At 61.0% G+C, this 19,515-nt stretch carries 10 protein-coding genes, 2 tRNA genes, 2 rRNA genes and 1 pseudogene; 9 read left to right on the forward strand and 6 right to left on the reverse strand.

Going from position 1 to position 19,515, the window contains the following annotated elements:
• Window positions 1-26: 26 nt before the first annotated feature.
• The 6 genes and pseudogenes from CV_RS15165 to ilvA form a co-directional block, all read right to left on the reverse strand.
• Window positions 27-2,915 (reverse strand): 23S ribosomal RNA (locus tag CV_RS15165).
• Between the two features lie 254 nt (window positions 2,916-3,169).
• A tRNA-Ala gene (locus CV_RS15170) sits at window positions 3,170-3,245 on the reverse strand.
• Between the two features lie 12 nt (window positions 3,246-3,257).
• Window positions 3,258-3,334 (reverse strand) — tRNA-Ile (locus CV_RS15175).
• Between the two features lie 82 nt (window positions 3,335-3,416).
• Window positions 3,417-4,952 (reverse strand): 16S ribosomal RNA (locus tag CV_RS15180).
• The 16S and 23S rRNA genes sit together here with 2 tRNA genes alongside, the layout of an rRNA operon.
• A 439-nt stretch (window positions 4,953-5,391) precedes the next feature.
• On the reverse strand, window positions 5,392-6,039 hold the full coding sequence (locus CV_RS15185) for an HAD family hydrolase (protein ID WP_011136639.1): 648 nt from the start codon (window positions 6,037-6,039) through the stop codon (window positions 5,392-5,394).
• A 44-nt stretch (window positions 6,040-6,083) separates the two neighbouring features.
• A pseudogene (gene ilvA, locus CV_RS15190) lies at window positions 6,084-7,616 on the reverse strand (threonine ammonia-lyase, biosynthetic); the annotation flags it as partial.
• A gap of 201 nt (window positions 7,617-7,817) precedes the next feature.
• Here ilvA and CV_RS15195 point away from each other — a divergent pair.
• The 9 genes from CV_RS15195 (at window position 7,818) to CV_RS15235 (ending at window position 19,492) form a co-directional block, all read left to right on the forward strand.
• Window positions 7,818-8,963: a D-alanyl-D-alanine carboxypeptidase family protein gene (locus CV_RS15195; protein WP_011136641.1), complete on the forward strand. Its 1,146-nt coding sequence runs from the start codon at window positions 7,818-7,820 to the stop codon at window positions 8,961-8,963.
• Window positions 8,964-9,052: 89 nt separating this feature from the next.
• Complete coding sequence (locus CV_RS15200) at window positions 9,053-9,322, forward strand: YbeD family protein (RefSeq protein WP_011136642.1); 270 nt, start codon at window positions 9,053-9,055, stop codon at window positions 9,320-9,322.
• 16 nt (window positions 9,323-9,338) lie between these two features.
• Window positions 9,339-9,962 carry a lipoyl(octanoyl) transferase LipB gene (gene lipB, locus CV_RS15205; RefSeq protein WP_011136643.1) on the forward strand — a complete coding sequence of 208 codons (624 nt, stop codon included), beginning with the start codon at window positions 9,339-9,341 and terminating at the stop codon, window positions 9,960-9,962.
• Window positions 9,959-10,906, forward strand: coding sequence for a lipoyl synthase (lipA, locus tag CV_RS15210; RefSeq protein WP_011136644.1), 948 nt, complete (start codon window positions 9,959-9,961; stop codon window positions 10,904-10,906). The genes lipB and lipA overlap by 4 nt, the downstream gene beginning before the upstream one ends.
• A 698-nt stretch (window positions 10,907-11,604) precedes the next feature.
• The gene (locus CV_RS22275) at window positions 11,605-11,982 is read left to right on the forward strand and encodes a hypothetical protein (RefSeq protein ID WP_052263089.1); all 378 of its coding nucleotides are present in this window, start codon (window positions 11,605-11,607) and stop codon (window positions 11,980-11,982) included.
• Window positions 11,983-12,212: 230 nt separating this feature from the next.
• The gene (locus CV_RS15220) at window positions 12,213-12,551 is read left to right on the forward strand and encodes a hypothetical protein (RefSeq protein ID WP_011136646.1); all 339 of its coding nucleotides are present in this window, start codon (window positions 12,213-12,215) and stop codon (window positions 12,549-12,551) included.
• Window positions 12,552-12,794: 243 nt separating this feature from the next.
• Entirely contained in the window at window positions 12,795-15,596 is a 2,802-nt protein-coding gene (gene mgtA, locus CV_RS15225; RefSeq protein WP_217806149.1) for a magnesium-translocating P-type ATPase, read from the forward strand.
• A 327-nt stretch (window positions 15,597-15,923) separates the two neighbouring features.
• The gene (locus CV_RS15230; protein ID WP_011136648.1) at window positions 15,924-17,840 is read left to right on the forward strand and encodes a thiamine pyrophosphate-binding protein; all 1,917 of its coding nucleotides are present in this window, start codon (window positions 15,924-15,926) and stop codon (window positions 17,838-17,840) included.
• Window positions 17,841-17,872: 32 nt separating this feature from the next.
• Window positions 17,873-19,492: a flavin monoamine oxidase family protein gene (locus CV_RS15235; RefSeq protein WP_011136649.1), complete on the forward strand. Its 1,620-nt coding sequence runs from the start codon at window positions 17,873-17,875 to the stop codon at window positions 19,490-19,492.
• The last annotated feature ends 23 nt before the right edge of the window (window positions 19,493-19,515 follow it).

The following is a 19,515-nucleotide window of genomic DNA, read 5'->3' on the forward strand; positions in this document are numbered from 1 at the left end:
TGGATTCTCCAAGCCACTCAAATGATAGGATCAAGCCTCACGAGCAATTAGTATCGGTTAGCTTCACGCCTCACAGCGCTTCCACACCCGACCTATCAACGTCCTGGTCTCGAACGACTCTTCAGGGAGGTCAAGCCTCCAGGGAAGTCTCATCTTCAGGCAAGTTTCCCGCTTAGATGCTTTCAGCGGTTATCTCTTCCGCACTTAGCTACCCGGCAATGCGACTGGCGTCACAACCGGTACACCAGAGGTGCGTCCACTCCGGTCCTCTCGTACTAGGAGCAGCCCCCGTCAAACTTCCAACGCCCACTGCAGATAGGGACCAAACTGTCTCACGACGTTTTGAACCCAGCTCACGTACCACTTTAAATGGCGAACAGCCATACCCTTGGGACCGGCTACAGCCCCAGGATGTGATGAGCCGACATCGAGGTGCCAAACACCGCCGTCGATGTGAACTCTTGGGCGGTATCAGCCTGTTATCCCCGGAGTACCTTTTATCCGTTGAGCGATGGCCCTTCCATTCAGAACCACCGGATCACTATGTCCTGCTTTCGCACCTGCTCGACTTGTCGGTCTCGCAGTTAAGCTACCTTTTGCCATTGCACTATCAGCACGATTTCCGACCGTACCTAGGTAACCTTCGAACTCCTCCGTTACACTTTGGGAGGAGACCGCCCCAGTCAAACTGCCTACCATGCACTGTCCCCAATCCGGATCACGGACCAAGGTTAGAACCTCAAACACACCAGGGTGGTATTTCAAGGACGGCTCCACCAGAACTAGCGTCCTGGCTTCAAAGCCTCCCACCTATCCTACACAAGTCTGTTCAAAGTCCAATGCAAAGCTACAGTAAAGGTTCACGGGGTCTTTCCGTCTAGCAGCGGGGAGATTGCATCTTCACAAACACTTCAACTTCGCTGAGTCTCAGGAGGAGACAGTGTGGCCATCGTTACGCCATTCGTGCGGGTCGGAACTTACCCGACAAGGAATTTCGCTACCTTAGGACCGTTATAGTTACGGCCGCCGTTTACCGGGGCTTCGATCAAGAGCTTGCACCCCATCACTTAACCTTCCGGCACCGGGCAGGCGTCACACCGTATACGTCCACTTTCGTGTTGGCACAGTGCTGTGTTTTTGTTAAACAGTCGCAGCCACCGATTCTCTGCGACCTCTCAAAGCTTCGAACGCGAAGTCCTACACTCTAAGAGGCATACCTTCTCCCGAAGTTACGGTATCAATTTGCCGAGTTCCTTCTCCTGAGTTCTCTCAAGCGCCTTAGAATTCTCATCCTGCCCACCTGTGTCGGTTTGCGGTACGGTTCTTGTGTAGCTGAAGCTTAGTGGCTTTTCCTGGAAGCGTGGTATCAGTCACTTCAGGTCCGTAGACCCTCGTCATCACGTCTCGGCGTTAAAGAAGGGCGGATTTGCCTACCCCTCACGCCTACCGGCTTAAACAGACTATTCCAACAGTCTGATGACCTAACCTTCTCCGTCCCCACATCGCACTACACAAAAGTACGGGAATTTTAACCCGTTTCCCATCGACTACGCTTTTCAGCCTCGCCTTAGGGGCCGACTCACCCTACGCCGATGAACGTTGCGTAGGAAACCTTGGGCTTTCGGCGAGCGGGCTTTTCACCCGCTTTATCGCTACTCATGTCAGCATTCGCACTTCTGATATCTCCAGCATCCCTTACGAGACACCTTCACAGACCTACAGAACGCTCCCCTACCACGGACACTTACGTGCCCATCCGCAGCTTCGGTTATCAGTTTGAGCCCCGTTACATCTTCCGCGCAGGACGACTCGACCAGTGAGCTATTACGCTTTCTTTAAATGATGGCTGCTTCTAAGCCAACATCCTGGCTGTCTAGGCCTTCCCACTTCGTTTACCACTTAACTGATCATTTGGGACCTTAGCTGGCGGTCTGGGTTGTTTCCCTCTTGACGATGGACGTTAGCACCCACCGTCTGTCTCCCATGCTCGCACTTTCCGGTATTCAGAGTTTGCCATGGTTTGGTAAATCGCAATGACCCCCTAGCCATAACAGTGCTTTACCCCCGGAAGTGATACATGAGGCACTACCTAAATAGTTTTCGGGGAGAACCAGCTATCTCCGAGTTTGTTTAGCCTTTCACCCCTATCCACAGCTCATCCCCTAGTTTTGCAACACTAGTGGGTTCGGACCTCCAGTGCGTGTTACCGCACCTTCATCCTGGCCATGGATAGATCACTCGGTTTCGGGTCTACGCCCAGCAACTAAGACGCCCTATTCGGACTCGGTTTCCCTACGCCTCCCCTATTCGGTTAAGCTTGCTACTGAACGTAAGTCGCTGACCCATTATACAAAAGGTACGCAGTCACGGAACAAGTCCGCTCCCACTGTTTGTATGCATCCGGTTTCAGGTTCTATTTCACTCCCCTCCCGGGGTTCTTTTCGCCTTTCCCTCACGGTACTGGTTCACTATCGGTCGATCACGAGTATTTAGCCTTGGAGGATGGTCCCCCCATCTTCAGACAGGATTTCGCGTGTCCCGCCCTACTTCTCGTACGCCTAGTCCTTGGAATGTGTTTTCGTGTACGGGGCTATCACCCACTATGGCGGTCCTTTCCATAACCTTCCACTAACACAATCCATAACACGTACAGGCTGTTCCGCGTTCGCTCGCCACTACTTACGGAATCTCGGTTGATTTCTGTTCCTCGAGTTACTTAGATGTTTCAGTTCACTCGGTTCGCCTCCACTGACCTATGTATTCAGTCAGGGATCTCCTTGCGGAGGGGTTTCCCCATTCGGACATCGCGGGATCAAAGCTCTATTGCCAGCTCCCCCGCGCTTTTCGCAGGCTTACACGTCCTTCATCGCCTGTGATCGCCAAGGCATCCACCAGATGCACTTAGTCGCTTGACCCTATCATTTCAGTAACCTAAATCACCAAAACGACGGAGCGTGTTTGTGCGACGACTGCACCGCCCCTTTTGATATGGCGACGCAGCCTTAGATACAATCAAATACCCAAGATGACGATTTGTCCGCGTAAAGAGTTAACTCTACGCTTTCATCTCGCCGTCTTATATATTCGGCTTCTTCAGTTTGTTAAAGATCGGGCGTTTCAACAACGCAAACAGAATCAAACTTCTCAATTCGATTTTGTTTGCGGCGTATGGTGGAGGATGACGGGATCGAACCGACGACCCCCTGCTTGCAAAGCAGGTGCTCTCCCAACTGAGCTAATCCCCCAAACAGGTCAAATGGTGGGTCTGGTAGGACTCGAACCTACGACCCCTGCGTTATCAACACAGTGCTCTAACCAGCTGAGCTACAAACCCAGTTGACTGGCAGCTCAGCTGCCATGCCCTTAACGACAAATAACCGATAGGCTGTAAGTACTTGGCAATCGCCAGTCTCTAGAAAGGAGGTGATCCAGCCGCAGGTTCCCCTACGGCTACCTTGTTACGACTTCACCCCAGTCATGAATCCCACCGTGGTAAGCGGCCTCCTTGCGGTTAGCCTACCCACTTCTGGTGAAACTCACTCCCATGGTGTGACGGGCGGTGTGTACAAGACCCGGGAACGTATTCACCGCAGCATGCTGATCTGCGATTACTAGCGATTCCGACTTCACGCACTCGAGTTGCAGAGTGCGATCCGGACTACGATCGGTTTTCTGAGATTAGCTCCACCTCGCGGCTTGGCAACCCTCTGTACCGACCATTGTATGACGTGTGAAGCCCTGCTCATAAGGGCCATGAGGACTTGACGTCATCCCCACCTTCCTCCGGTTTGTCACCGGCAGTCTCATTAGAGTGCCCAACTGAATGATGGCAACTAATGACAAGGGTTGCGCTCGTTGCGGGACTTAACCCAACATCTCACGACACGAGCTGACGACAGCCATGCAGCACCTGTGTTACGGCTCCCTTTCGGGCACCAAGCCATCTCTGGCAAGTTCCGTACATGTCAAGAGCAGGTAAGGTTTTTCGCGTTGCATCGAATTAATCCACATCATCCACCGCTTGTGCGGGTCCCCGTCAATTCCTTTGAGTTTTAACCTTGCGGCCGTACTCCCCAGGCGGTCAACTTCACGCGTTAGCTACGCTACCAAGGATTCAAACCCCCAACAGCTAGTTGACATCGTTTAGGGCGTGGACTACCAGGGTATCTAATCCTGTTTGCTCCCCACGCTTTCGTGCATGAGCGTCAGTGTCATCCCAGGGGGCTGCCTTCGCCATCGGTATTCCTCCACATCTCTACGCATTTCACTGCTACACGTGGAATTCTACCCCCCTCTGACGCACTCTAGCTGTGCAGTCTCCAATGCCGTTCCCAGGTTAAGCCCGGGGCTTTCACATCAGACTTGCACAACCGCCTGCGCACGCTTTACGCCCAGTAATTCCGATTAACGCTCGCACCCTACGTATTACCGCGGCTGCTGGCACGTAGTTAGCCGGTGCTTATTCTTCAGGTACTGTCATCCCCGCCGGGTATTAACCAGCGGGATTTCCTCCCTGACAAAAGTCCTTTACAACCCGAAGGCCTTCTTCAGACACGCGGCATGGCTGGATCAGGGTTGCCCCCATTGTCCAAAATTCCCCACTGCTGCCTCCCGTAGGAGTCTGGGCCGTGTCTCAGTCCCAGTGTGGCGGATCATCCTCTCAGACCCGCTACTGATCGTCGCCTTGGTGAGCTCTTACCTCACCAACTAGCTAATCAGACGTCGGCTGCTCGTATAACGCGAGGTCTTTCGATCCCCCGCTTTCCCCCTCAGGGCGTATGCGGTATTAATCCGGCTTTCGCCGAGCTATCCCCCATTACACGGTACATTCCGACGCATTACTCACCCGTTCGCCACTCGTCAGCGGTGCAAGCACCCTGTTACCGTTCGACTTGCATGTGTAAAGCATGCCGCCAGCGTTCAATCTGAGCCAGGATCAAACTCTTCAGTTCAATCTCTTAGCAATTTCTGGCACGCAAGTTCAAAGAAATAACTGGTATTTCCTATCTCTTGCAGTGCAAGTATTCGGCTTTCGCCAAGCACTTACACCTATCGGTTATTCGTTCTGTTAAAGAGCAGTGCCGATCGCTGCGTCGTCATCACCGGAACCGTTTCGTTTCCGCTGTTTCGTTCGCTGCGTCAGCTGAGGAGGCGAACTATACGCCCCGCCCCCGGACCCGTCAACACCTTTTGCGAGAAAAATCAGGAAAAATCCGCCCCGGACTGCCAAACCCAAGCCAAGCCACTGATTCGCCACAGGATATGAGGAAGGGGTATTTGCAAGGCGGCTCCGCAAAGCGCATGCCTGTCCGCCTCACCCCCGCGCCAACGGCAGAAAACAAACAGGCCGGCGTTGCCGCCGGCCTGTTCCAGTATCGTCCAAACTCGTCTTTATAGATGATCAAGCAGCTGCAAGGGATGATCGATATCGATGTCCGCCCCCCACTGCTCAGGCCTATCCTGTTCGGAGAAGTATCCCCAGTTGACCAACACCGTTTTCATTCCGACGTTGCGACCCGCCTGGATGTCGCGCTCGGCGTCGCCGACATACATGCACTGCTCCGGCGCGATGCCGATCTGCCCGGTCGCATGCAGCATGGGCTTGGGATCGGGCTTGGCCACGCCGACGGTATCGCCGCTGACGATCACGGCCGGCGGGATGGCGAAAGGCAGCCACGGCACCAGGCGGTCGGTGAAGCGCATCGACTTGTTGGTGATGATGCCCCAGGCCAGGCCGCGCTTGTCCAGTTCGGCGATCAGCTCGTTGACGCCATCGAACAGCGTGGTTTCCCCCGCGAGATTGGCGTCATAGAGATCCATGAAGCGCACCCGCAGCGCCTCCATCCTCTCGGCGGGCAGGTCTGCGCCAAAGCCGAGCTGAACCAGGCCGCGCGCGCCGTGGCTGGCGACGGGCCGGATACGCTCGTAAGGCAGAGGGGCTAGCCCCTCCTCCGCCAACAGGCGGTTCAGCGCCGCGCCCAAGTCGCGGGCGGTGTCGGCCAACGTGCCGTCCAAATCGAACAATACTGCCTTGATCATGATTCCTGCTTCAGCGGATTGGGAATGAGGCCGACATTGCACCATCAACGGATGGTCTTGCCAAGGAACAATCGATAGGCCGGATTTTCGGTTTCCTCTATATAAGGATATCCGAGCGTGTCGAGGAATTGCTGAAAGGCCTGGGCGTCGCCGGACGGCACCTGGATGCCGACCAGCACCCGGCCATAGTCCGCGCCATGGTTGCGGTAGTGGAACAGGCTGATGTTCCAGTCGGTGCGCATCGCCTCCAAAAAGCGCATCAGCGCGCCGGGACGGTCGGGAAACTCGAAGCGCAGCACGCGTTCGTCCTTCAGTTGCGGCGCGTGGCCGCCGACCAAGTGGCGGATGTGCAGCTTGGCCAGCTCGTTGTCGGTCAGGTCGATGCCATCCAGCTCCGCCGCGCGCAAGTCGCGCAACAGCTTTTCCACATCCTCCTTGCCGGCGATCTGCACGCCGACGAACACATGGGCGACGCTGGGGTCGGCGAAACGGTAGTTGAACTCGGTGATGTTGCGGCCGCCTATCACCGAACAGAAGCGCTTAAAGCTGCCCGGCTTCTCCGGAATGGTGACGGCAATGATGGCCTCGCGCCGCTCGCCGAGCTCGGATCGCTCCGAGACATGGCGCAGGCGGTCGAAATTCATGTTGGCGCCGCAGGAGATCGCCACCAGCGACTGGCCCTCGCAGCCCTCGCGCTCGATGTAGGCCTTGGCGCCCGCCACCGCCAGCGCGCCGGCCGGCTCGACGATGGAGCGGGTATCTTCAAAAATATCCTTGATCGCCGCGCAGATGGCGTCGGAATCCACCAGGATGATCTCGTCCAGCAGCTCGCGGCAGATGCGGAAGGTCTCTTCGCCCACCAGCTTCACCGCCACGCCGTCGGCGAACAAACCCACATCCTTCAGCTCGACCCGCTCGCCCTTCTCTATGGACTGGCGCATCGCGTCCGAGTCGACAGGCTGCACGCCGATGATCTTGATCTCGGGCTTCAGCCGTTTGATGAAGCTGGCCACGCCGGCCGCCAGGCCGCCGCCGCCGATGGCGACGAATACGGCATCCAGATCATCCGGATGCTGGCGCAGGATTTCCATGCCCACCGTCCCCTGGCCGGCGATCACGTCCGGGTCGTCGAAAGGCGGGATGTAGGTGCGGCCGCTCTCCTCGGCCAGCTTCACCGCATGCAGGTAGGCTTCGTTGAAGGAGTCTCCCGACAGCACCACCTGGCCGCCGCGCTGCTTCACCGCGTCTATCTTGATCTGCGGCGTGGTGACCGGCATCACGATCACCGCCTCGCAGCCGAGCTTGCTGGCCGACAGCGCCACGCCCTGGGCGTGGTTGCCGGCGCTGGCGGTGATCACGCCGCGCGCGCGCTGCTCCGGCGTCAGCTTGGCCATCTTGTTGTAAGCGCCGCGCAGCTTGAACGAGAACACTGGCTGCAGATCCTCGCGCTTGAGCAGGATGTGGTTGCGGTAACGGCGCGACAGATTGGGCGCCAGCTCCAGCGGCGTTTCCACCGCCACGTCGTACACCCGCGAGGTGAGGATGCGTTCCAGATAGTCTTGCTTGTTGCTCATGGCGCTGCTTTCGTCCCTGTAGTTTCTTGTGTTTGAACTGTCAGACTAACAGGAACTCCAAACTAGCGGGAGGCCTGCCGGACAGATTTTGCTGCAATGCAATATGCAATGTGTCGGACAGGCTTTTTCCGGCTGCGTAGCCAGCTCGAGTGTGTATAATCAACGGCTACTGTTTGTGACCCCTAGCAAGCCCCCTTCCAGAAAATGAAAAAACTCACCACTGCCCTGGTGGCCTCCGCGCTGGCGCTGCCTTCTCTTGGCTTTGCCAACACCGCATTCGTGCCGCCGACGCCGGAAATCGCCGGCAAAGCCTATTACCTGCTCGACTACAACAGCCAGCAGGTGCTCGCCGCCCGCGATCCGGACGCCCGCATCGAACCGGCCTCGCTGACCAAGCTGATGACCGCCTACCTGACCTTCAAGGCGCTGAAGGAAAAACGGCTGTCGCTGGAACAGACGCTGACCGTGTCGCAGCGCGGCTGGAAGACCGAAGGCTCGCGCATGTTCCTGGATCCCAAGGTTCCGGCCAAGGTGGATGACCTGATCAAGGGCATGATCGTGCAATCCGGCAACGACGCCTGCGTGACGCTGGCCGAAGCCATCGCCGGCAGCGAGGACGTGTTCGGCCAGCTGATGACCCAGCAAGCGCTGAAGCTGGGCATGAAGAACACCCAGTTCAAGAACGCCACCGGCTTGCCGCACGAGGGCCATTACACCACGGTGCACGACCTGGGCATCCTGGCCGCCGCGCTGATCCGCGACTACCCCGAGTTCTACCCGATCTACTCGATGAAGTCGTTCACCTACAACAACATCAAGCAGCCGAACCGCAATCTGCTGCTGTACCGCGACCCCAACGTCGACGGCATGAAGACCGGCTACACCGACAGCGCCGGCTACAATATGGTCACCTCCAGCCATCGCGACGGCCGCCGCGTGATTTCCGTCGTCGTCGGCACCGCCAGCCCCGAAGCGCGCGCGGTGGAAAGCTCCAAGCTGCTGAACTACGGCTTGCAATTCTTCGACACGCCCAAACTTTATGCTGCGAACACCCGCGTATCCGACGTCTCCGTGTACAAGGGCAGCGAGAAGATCGTGCCGGTCGGCTTCGGCAGCGACGTGTTTGCCACCGTGGCCAAGGGCCAGGCAGCCAAGCTGAAGGCCGACATGACCACGATGCAGCCGCTGATCGCGCCGATCAAGGCCGGCCAGGTGGTGGGCAAGCTGACCGTGTCCCTGGACGGCAAGCCGCTGCTGGAGCGTCCGGTGATCGCGCTGAAGGCCGTCGAGGAAGGCGGTTTCTTCAGCCGGCTGTGGGACAGCCTGAAGCTGATGCTCGGGTGGAAGTAAGCCGGGGTATAATAGTATTTGTCAGTAGTACGCAGCGCCGCGGCCAGACCGCGGCCTGCCATTTTGTAATCGCGTTAGAGTAGCCAGACATGTCCGACGAAAAGCAGGAACTGTTTGAATTCCCCTGTCGCTTCCCGCTCAAGATCATGGGCGAGCGGCACGATGAATTCGTCACCACCATCACCGAAGTGGTCCGCGTCCACGCGCCCGATCTCGCCGAGATCGACGTGGTGCTGCGCGAAAGCTCCGGCGGCCGCTTCTATGCGCTGACCGTCACCGTCACCGCCACCTCGCGCCAGCAGCTGGACAACATCTATCTGTCGCTGACCGGCCATCCGATGGTAAAAATGGTCCTCTAAAACACCGGGAGTTCAGGTGCCTCGCATCATCAAACATCTGGGCCGGGTCGATTACGAACCGACCTGGCGCGCCATGCAAGCCTTCACCGACAGCCGCGGCGCCGAAACCCGCGACGAGCTGTGGGTAGTGGAGCATCCTCCGGTGTTCACCCAGGGCCTGGCCGGCAAGCCGGAACACCTGCTGCAGCAGAACGACGTCCCGGTGGTGAAAACCGACCGCGGCGGCCAGATCACCTACCACGGCCCCGGCCAGCTGGTGGTCTACCTGCTGGTGGACTTCAAACGCATGCATGTCGGCGTGCGCGAGCTGGTGCGCCGCATCGAGCAGGCCATCATAGACATGCTGGCCGAACAGGGCATCGCCGCCAACGGCGACGTCGATGCGCCTGGGGTATACGTGGACGGCGCCAAGATCGCCTCGCTGGGCCTGCGCATCAAGAACGGCGCCACCTACCACGGCCTGAGCCTCAATGTGGACATGGACCTGACCCCGTTTAGCTGGATCAACCCTTGCGGCTACGCCAACCTCAAGGTGACCCAAATGAAGAATCTGGGCGTGAACCTCACGGTCGCCGAAGCCGCCGACAAGCTGCTGCCGCACCTGGAACGCCACCTGAGCACAAGCAAGGAGACCGCATGAAGCCGGACAACCAGGCCGGGGTGAAGCACAAGGGCGCGGCCAAGACCGCCCGCATCCCGATCAAGATCGTGCCGCTGGACGAAAAGCTGAAAAAGCCGGAGTGGATCCGCGCCAAGCTGCCCAATGGCCAGCGTTTCCACGAGATCAAGCAGATCCTGCGCGAGCAGAAGCTGCACACGGTCTGCGAAGAGGCCACCTGCCCGAACATCGGCGAGTGCTTCAGCAAGGGCACCGCCACCTTTATGATCATGGGCGACATCTGCACCCGCCGCTGCCCGTTCTGCGACGTCGGCCACGGCCGTCCCAATCCGCTGGACGAGAACGAGCCGAGACACCTGGCCGAGAGCGTGGCCGCGATGCGCCTGAAGTACGTGGTGGTCACCTCGGTGGACCGCGACGACCTGCGCGACGGCGGCGCCCAACACTTCGCAGACTGCATCAACGCCGTGCGCGAAATGTCGCCGGCGACCCAGATCGAGACCCTGGTGCCCGACTTCCGCGGCCGGCTGGACATCGCCGTCGACATCCTGACCCAGACGCCGCCGGACGTGATGAACCACAACCTGGAAACCGTGCCGCGCCTGTACAAGCAGGCGCGCCCGGGCGCCGACTACGCGCACTCGCTGCAGCTCCTCAAGGACTACAAGGCGAAGAATCCGAACGTGCGCACCAAGTCCGGCCTGATGGTGGGCTTGGGCGAGACCGACGAGGAAATCCTGGAAGTGATGCGCGACCTGCGCGCGCACAACGTGGACATGCTGACCATAGGCCAGTACCTGCAGCCGTCCGACGGCCACCTGCCGGTGCTGCGCTACGTGCATCCCGACGTATTCAAGATGTTCGAGGAAAAAGCCTATGAAATGGGCTTCGTCCATGCCGCGGTCGGCGCGATGGTGCGCTCCAGCTACCATGCCGACGTGCAGGCGCACGAAGCCGGCGTTTAATTTCCGCAACTCACTCAAACGGCATCCAGGGCGCCAATCCGGATGCCGTTTTTCTATCCTCTCGCCGTTTCTTTCATCCCGCCTCATGAATATCCTGCGCGAATTAGACAAATCCGCCACGCCGATTCCATCAAATAACAATCCGGTTTGATTTAATAACGAATTTCGCTTATAGTTGGCTTGTTATTAATTTTGCAAAGGCAGACCGTGGACAACGACGGTTCCAGTCGATCTTCGATCGCAGTTTAAGCCTTGCAGGATTCCAGCAGACCGAACACCCTTCCTCTGCTACATCCTGCAAGCAGGATGTGGCATCTCTGCCCGGCGCCACGCCGGCGCACAAACCGCAATACGACGCACCGCGCTACATGACGAACGCCGTCCGGCCCTGACCGGCCGCGCCGCTCCGTCCGGGCCCGCGTCGCGGCGGCCATGCCCCAGTCGACAGATCACGCGTCAGACGGATTGTTTGCGCATGCTTTCGTTTCGCAAAGGAGATTCCATGCCGGAAGAACCAGAACCGCGAGCGGATGCGCCGCATGCCTGCCGGACAGGCTGATCCCCCTTAGGCGGGAATGGCCGGAACAGCAGCTGCGCGATACTCGCTCATTCAATATCGGAGTACATTCCCGCCTACGGCTTATTTAGCCGGAACGGGATGCTTATTACCTGTTGAAATAATAAATGGGGGATTCAATATGCACGCCCTGAAACTGTCCCAGCTGCTGAAATATTTCACCCGCAATAATCAAGAGACGGCCTCCGCCGATTTCCGCCTGAATATCGTCTGCGATAAAAACGTGATCACCACGCTGCGCAAACGCCTGTTCTGGGAAATGCATGATCTCGGCCTGCGCGCCTCGCAAGTCACCATCGCGCCGGAAGGCGGCGACAGCCACTGCAAACTGTCGGTGGTGCTGAACTGCCCGCTGCAGCAACGCCAGATCCTGGATGACATGGCGCTGCGCCTGAGCCAGCTGCCGGAAATCCACCGCGTTCACTGGGGCCGCCGCGCGCAAGCCGCCCGCCCGCAGGCGCGCGGACTGTTCGGCCCCGGCCGGACCAGAGTCGCCTGATAGCCCTGACTTCATTCACCACGCCATCTCAACGAGGACCATACCGACATGCCCGAAGAGCCCGAGCCGCAAACAGCAAGCCTTCGCCGCCGGTAATCCCCCATCGCAAGCATCGGGGAATGCCGTCGCGGCATGACCCGATCCGTCCGCATCCACGCTCAAGCCCAGATGCGGACATCCGTCGCCGCGCGCGATGGCCCATCCGGCCGCCGCGCGGCCAGGAGCTTACGATGCAGAATCCCTTCCTGAATCCGCGCCAACAACAGCGCTATCAACTGTCGATCGCCTGCCCGTCGATGTCGCTGGGCGCGGCCCGGCGCGAACTGCGCGGCCAGGCGCTCAAGCACGGCCTGCGCATCCTGCAATGGCAGGAACAGCCCCAGACGCCGCCCCGCGGCGGCATCGTGGGCGCCGCCCCTTGGCTGATCAGCGCCGACTTCCGCTCCGACTCCACCGCCTGCATGCATTTCTTGCAGAGCGTCGCCCAGCGGCTGACCACGCTGCCGCTGACGCAGGTGAAGCTGGAATGCCTGTCGCTGCCGCCGACCGTCAATCGCGCGCCGGCCTGAGCCGTCTTCCCTCCATTCACGCGCCGGGCGCAAGCCGCCCGCCGCCCAAGCAGCACAGGAGACGGCATGACATAGCGCCTTGACCACCATATTGAGATGCCATCCGCTGGGGTGTTCGCGCAGAGCGCCCCAACGGGCGGCAATGTTCTCTCGACGTTCGAGCTGACACATTGTCGGCGCTGATGCACGAGAGCCTGCTCGCGGTATTTTCCGACATCCGTCCACGACGCCCGGGAAAAGACCGTGAACACGCTCACGCGGCAGGGCTGGTCGCGCCCGCAGCGCCAGGAGAGTTACACCATGACCAAGAATCTCACCCCCCGCAAACGGAGCCGGGGCTTCATCGCCACCCCGGGCAAGACCGGCGACCAAATCGCCTTCCGCCTGGCTCACGAAGCCTTGCTGCCGCAAGAAGAAACCTTCAAGCGGCTGCGCAGCCAGCCGGAAGGCCTCACCGCCGCCGAAGCCGCCCAACGGCTGGAGCAATACGGGCCCAACGAAGTGGCCCACGACAAGCCGCCGCACGCGCTGGTCCAATTGCTGCTGGCGTTCAAGAACCCGTTCGTGATGGTGCTGATCGCGCTGGCCGCGATCAGCTACGTGATGGACATCGCGATGGCCGCGCCGGGCGACCAGGACTGGACCAAGGTCATCATCCTGGGGAGCATGATAGGCGTCAGCGGCCTGCTCCGATTCTGGCAGGAATACCGCTCGGCCAAGGCGGCGGAAAAACTGAAGTCGCTGGTGCGCAACACCGCCACCGTGCAGCGCCGCCCCACTTCGCCGACCGTGCCGCTGCGCATGGAGGTGCCGATGGCCGAACTGGTGGTGGGCGACGTCATCCATCTGCAAGCCGGCGACATGGTGCCGGCCGACGTGCGGCTGCTGGAGTCCCGCGACCTGTTCATCAGCCAGGCGGTGCTGACCGGCGAGGCGCTGCCGGTGGAGAAGTACGACACGCTGGGCGCGGTGGCCGCCAAGTCCGCCGACGGCCAGACGGACGGCGAGGCCGGCCTGCTCGACCTGTCCAACGCCTGCTTCATGGGCACCAACGTGGTGTCCGGCACCGCCCGCGCGGTGGTGGTGGCCACCGGCACCGATACCTATTTCGGCTCGCTGGCGCGCAACGTAGTCAGCCACAAACGCATCGAGACCAGCTTCGACAAGGGCGTCAACAGCGTGTCCTGGCTGCTGATCCGCTTCATGCTGGTGATGGTGCCCATCGTGTTCATGATCAACGGCGTCACCAAGGGCGACTGGATGTCCGCCCTCACCTTCGCGCTGGCGGTGGCCGTGGGCCTGACGCCGGAAATGCTGCCGATGATCGTCTCCGCCAACCTGGCCAAGGGCGCGGTGGCGATGGCGCGGCGCAAGGTGGTGGTGAAGCGGCTGAACTCGGTGCAGAACTTCGGCGCGATGGACGTGCTGTGCACCGACAAGACCGGCACCCTGACCCAGGACAAGATCATCCTGGAGCATCACTACGACGTTTACGGCGACAAGGATGAAACCACGCTGCAGCTGGCCTGGCTCAACAGCTTCCACCAGAGCGGCATGAAGAACCTGATGGACATCGCCATCGTCGAACGCGCCGACGAACTGGGCGAGCGCGTCAAGCTGCGCCATTACAGCAAGGTGGACGAGCTGCCGTTCGATTTCGAGCGCCGCCGGCTGTCGGTGATCCTGCAGGAGCAGAATGGCCAGCAGCTGATGGTGTCCAAGGGCGCGGTGGAAGAGATGCTGGCCGTCTGCAGCCACATCCAGGACGGCGACGAAGTGCGCGCGCTGAACGCGGAAGAACGCGCCCGCATGCTGCGCCTGAGCCAGGAATTCAACGCCGAGGGCTATCGCGTGCTGGTGGTGGCCACCCGCCACATTCCGTCCGACGAACGCAAGAACGCCTACCAGACCGCGGACGAAAAAGGCCTGGTGGCGCGCGGCTTCCTGACCTTCCTCGACCCGCCGAAGGACTCGGCCGCGCCGGCGATCAAGGCGCTGAACGAGTACGGCGTCGCGGTCAAGGTGCTGACCGGCGACAACCCCATCGTCACCGCCAAGGTCTGCCGCGACGTCGGCCTCAATCCGGGCAAGCCGCTCTTGGGCCAGGAGATCGAGGCGATGGACGACGTGGCGCTGTGCGCCGCGGTCAAGCACACCACCATCTTCGCCAAGCTGACCCCGCTGCAGAAATCGCGGGTGGTGAAGGCGCTGCAGGCCAACGGCCACACCGTCGGCTTCCTCGGCGACGGCATCAACGACGCGCCGGCGCTGCGCGACGCCGACGTCGGCATCTCGGTGGACAGCGGCGCCGACATCGCCAAGGAAACCGCCGACATCATCCTGCTGGAAAAGAGCCTGATGGTGCTGGAAGAAGGCGTGATCAAGGGCCGCGAAACCTTCGGCAACATCCTCAAGTACCTGAACATGACCGCCAGCTCCAACTTCGGCAACGTGTTCTCGGTGCTGGTGGCGTCCGCCTGGCTGCCGTGGGAACCGATGCTGGCCATGCAGCTCTTGCTGCAGAACCTGATCTACGACCTGTCGCAGATGTTCCTGCCCTGGGACAAGATGGATCCGGACTTCCTGAAGAAGCCGCGCAAGTGGGAAGCCGGCAACATCAAGCGCTTCATGCTGTGGCTGGGACCGACGTCCTCGGTGTTCGACATCACCACCTACATCCTGCTGTGGACGGTGTTCGGCGCCGGCGCGGCCTACCACCTGCACGGCGGCGACGGCGGCCAGTTGATCATGAACACTGGCTGGTTCATGGAAGGCCTGATATCGCAGACCCTGGTGGTGCACATGCTGCGCACCCGCAAGATTCCGTTCCTGCAGAGCACGGCGTCCCTGCCGGTGATGCTGTCCACCACGGCTGCCATCGCCATCGCCTGCTACCTGCCGTTCTCGCCGATCGCTTCCTCGCTGGGCTTCATCCAGCTGGATACCAGCTACTTCTGGTGGCTGCTGCTGACCATGGCCGGCTACCTGGCCCTGACGCAAACGGTGAAGACGCTGTACATCAAACGTTACGGCCAGTGGTTCTGAGCGTCTGAACGCGCGATAAGGCCGAAACCTCCGCAAGCCGGTCGAATGACCGGCTTTTTTCATGCGAACAACTCGGCTTTAGTTCAGCCATGATCAGTCATCCAGCTCTTTCGAATCAAACCTAAACTTTTAGACAGGTCGTATTCGTACTTAACCTCCTCTCGTCCCTGGAGAAGATCGCCTGGAAAATCGCGGACTTGATCCCGCCCCGCCGGCCTGCCATCAGGGTGTGGAAATAAATCCGACAAGCTCCCTTCCATATCCTTCGTTTTCCCGCTGGATTACCACTCACGGTATCAATCCGAATTTTCCAGGGGGAGAACAAGCATGAGCGTGGACGAGGCAGGGGGACAAAAGCGCTGGGCGCGCGATTACGTATTCGACATCCTGAGCCAGCTGGGCATACACCGGATTTTCGGCGTGCCCGGCACCAACGAGATTCCCATCATCGACGGCACCTCCTACCCGGAAAACCAGGTGGAGTACATCGAGTGCCTGCACGAGAACATCGCCATCGGCGCGGCGATGGGCTCGGCGCGGATGACCGGCAAGCCCGGCGTGCTGGTGGTGCACGTGACGCCCGGCATCGCCCACGCCATCGGCAACCTGTTCAACGCCTGGCGCTCGCAAGCGCCGCTGGTGGTCCTGTGCTGCCAGCAGCAGAACGAGCTGGTGACGCAGGAGCCGCTCTTGGCGTCCAACCTGGTGGACCTGGCCCGCCAGTACACCAAGTGGGCGCACGAGGTCCGCACCGAACAGGAATTCCCGATGGTGCTGCAACGCGCGTTCAAGGAGGCGATGGCGCCGCCCAACGGCCCGGTTTTCGTCGCCATTCCCTGGGAGTTCACGATGCGCCGCATCGGCGACGACGACCGCATCAAGGGCGTGACCCGGATCTCGCCGCACTTCACCGCCGACCGCCGGGCGATAGACCAGGCTGCGCAATTGCTGCGCGAAGCCCGGAACCCCATCATCGTCACCGGCGACGCCGCCGGCTACGCCGAGGCCTGGCCCGAGCTGCAGCGGATGGCTGAGCTGCTGGGCGCGCCGGTGCTGCAGCAGACCTTCAGCAGCCTGGCCAATTTCCCCAACAACGACTACCACTGGCAGGGCGAGCTGCCCGGCAGCCAGTCCGGCGTTCAACAGGTGTTCGCCGGCCATGACGTCGCCTTCCTGTGCGGCTTCAGCAACCAGGCGCAGATCACGGTCTACAAGTACAGCGACGGTCCGCTGATCCCGCCCGACGTCACCCAGGTCTACCTCAGCAACCACACCTGGGACATCGGCAAGAACTACTACGGCGAAGCGGCGCTGTTCGGCGACCTGAAAGCCACGCTGCCGCTGATCAACCAGCTGATCGGCGACCAGCCCTCGCCCGCAGCCGCCGCCCGCAACGCCAAGCTGAAGGAGATGGCCGCCCAGCGCAAGGTCGCCTGGGACGCCTACCTGCGCGAGGCGATGCACCAGAACGAGATCTGGGCGGTGGTGATCGCCGACGCGCTGCGCAAGGAAATCGGCGAGCGCAAGCTGGAGAAGCAGTTCGTCTACGTGCACGAGGCGGTGTCCGACCCGGCGCCGTTCCAGTACCTGCTGCCGTTCACCGACGAGGCGGCGGCGCCGATCAGCTATTACTGCGTCGGCGGCGGCTCGCTGGGCTGGTCGATGCCGGCCACGCTGGGCATCAAGCTGGAGCCCAGCGGCTGCCAGGACATCAATACCCGCTTCGTCGTCGCCGCCACCGGGGACGGCTCCTCGCTGTTCTACCCGCAAACCTGGTGGACCGCGCAGCACCGCCAACTGGGCGTGCTCTACATCATCATCACCAACAACCATGAATACCACACGCTGCAGATGGGGCTGACCCAGGTGGAGGCGATGTACGGCGAAGCGCCCGGCTACGAGTGGACAGCCAGGACGCAAGACCCGGAATACCTGCGCATCCACCGGCCCAAGCCCGACTTCGTCACCCTGGCCAAGGCCTTCGGCGGCATGGAGGGCGAGATCGTCCGCCACCCGGAGGACGTGCGCGCCGCGGTACGGCGCGGCATAGACCACGCGCTGAGCGGACACGCCTATGTGCTGGACATGCATACCGTCGGCCTGGACCAGCCGCCCCCCACGCCGGAGGACGCCAATGCCCGCTACGACAAGCAACCGCGCCTGGACTGCTTCCATTTCGGCGCGGACGCGCAGCAACGCAATGACGGCGCCGGCCTGCCGGGCAACGTGCCGGTGATCTTCTGAGCCCCATCCACTCCCGAGGAGGAGACCGCATCATGGCTGAAGAAACCTTCGACATCGCCATCGTCGGCGGCGGCGTATCCGGCGTCTACTGCGCCTGGCGACTGAAACAGACCTATCCCGGCAAGAAGATCGCCGTGTTCGAAGCCAGCAACCACATCGGAGGACGGCTGCTGTCGGTGCGGCCGCCCGACATTTTCGACATGGTGGCGGAGCTGGGCGGCATGCGCATCCTGCCGGCGGTGCAGCCGCTGGTCACCCAGTTGATTCACGAGCTGAACAAGGAACTGCCGGACGACGAACAGATCACGCTGTACGACTTCCCGGTGGACGAGCCGCAGAACATCGCCTTCCTGCGCGGCGTCTACCTGCGCCTGGCGGACTTCACCCAGAACCCGGACCTGGTGCCCTACCAGCTCAACTTCATCGACCACGGCCAGTCGGCCGGCGCGGTGATCGTCAATGCGATCGAGCAGATCGTGCCGGGCATCACCAATCCCGCCCTCACCGAAGAACAACGCCGCGAAATGGCGCAAAGCGCTGAATTCGGCGGCGTGCCGCTGTACAAGCAGGGCTTCTGGAACGTGCTGCTGCGGGTGATCACCGGCGAAGCCTACCAATACGCGGAGGACGTCGGCGGCTACGATTCCACGCTGTGCAACTGGAACGCCGCCGACGCCATCCCCTGGTATCTGTCCGATTTCGGCGTCGACCCGAAATACAAGGGCTTCTGCAAGGGCTTCCAGCAGGTGCCGCTGTCGCTGGCCCAGCTGTTTGAGCAAGCCGGCGGCGAGGTGAGGCTGGCATCCCACGTCTCCGACATCGCCTTGAAAGGCGACGGCTTTTCCTTCCTGGTCAACGGCAGCGCGGCGGCAGCCAAGACGCTGATCCTGGCGATGCCGCGCCGCTCGCTGGAATTGCTGACCGCCACCAGCCCCGCGCTGCAAGATGCCAAGACCCAGGCGCTGATCTCGACGGTCACCCCGCGGCCGCTGTTCAAGCTGTTCACCACCTACGACAGTCCCTGGTGGCGCAACACCGGCTGCACCGTCTCAGGAACCGACGGCAAGCCGGTCTACGCGGCGGTGGAGGCAGGCCGTTCGGTCACCGACCTGCCGGTGCGGCAAACCTATTACTGGCCGAAGGACAACGGCAAACCGGCCACCTCAGGCCACGCGATGCTGCTGGCCAGCTACGACGACGGGGACAACACCGGCTTCTGGGATGGGCTGCGGGCCAAGCGCCGTCAACCCAGAGCGCGCGGCCTGGACGTGGCGCCGCTGGCCGATCCCTTCATCGGCGTCGACGACGACGTGATGCGCAACGAGCTGGAATGGCACCAGTACAAGGCCCCGCGGATGATGACAGAGGAAGTCACTCGCCAGCTGACCGTGATGCACAGCCTGAGCTACACGCCCAAGGTGCGCAACGCCGCCTACCGCGACTGGGGCGACGACCCGTTCGGCGGCGGCTGGAACAGCTGGAACATAGGGGTGAAGAGCTGGGAGGTGAAGCACGCCGTGGTGCAGCCGACCGATCTGCCGCTGTATATCTGCGGCGAGGCCTATTCCGATGCCCAGGGCTGGGTGGAGGGCGCGCTGCAGACCGCCGGCTACCTGCTGGGCAAACTGGGCGTTTCCGCCTTCCCGCGCTAGCTTGCCCTCGCGCCCCCGACACG

This window comes from Chromobacterium violaceum ATCC 12472, from assembly GCF_000007705.1.
Lineage (GTDB): Bacteria > Pseudomonadota > Gammaproteobacteria > Burkholderiales > Chromobacteriaceae > Chromobacterium > Chromobacterium violaceum.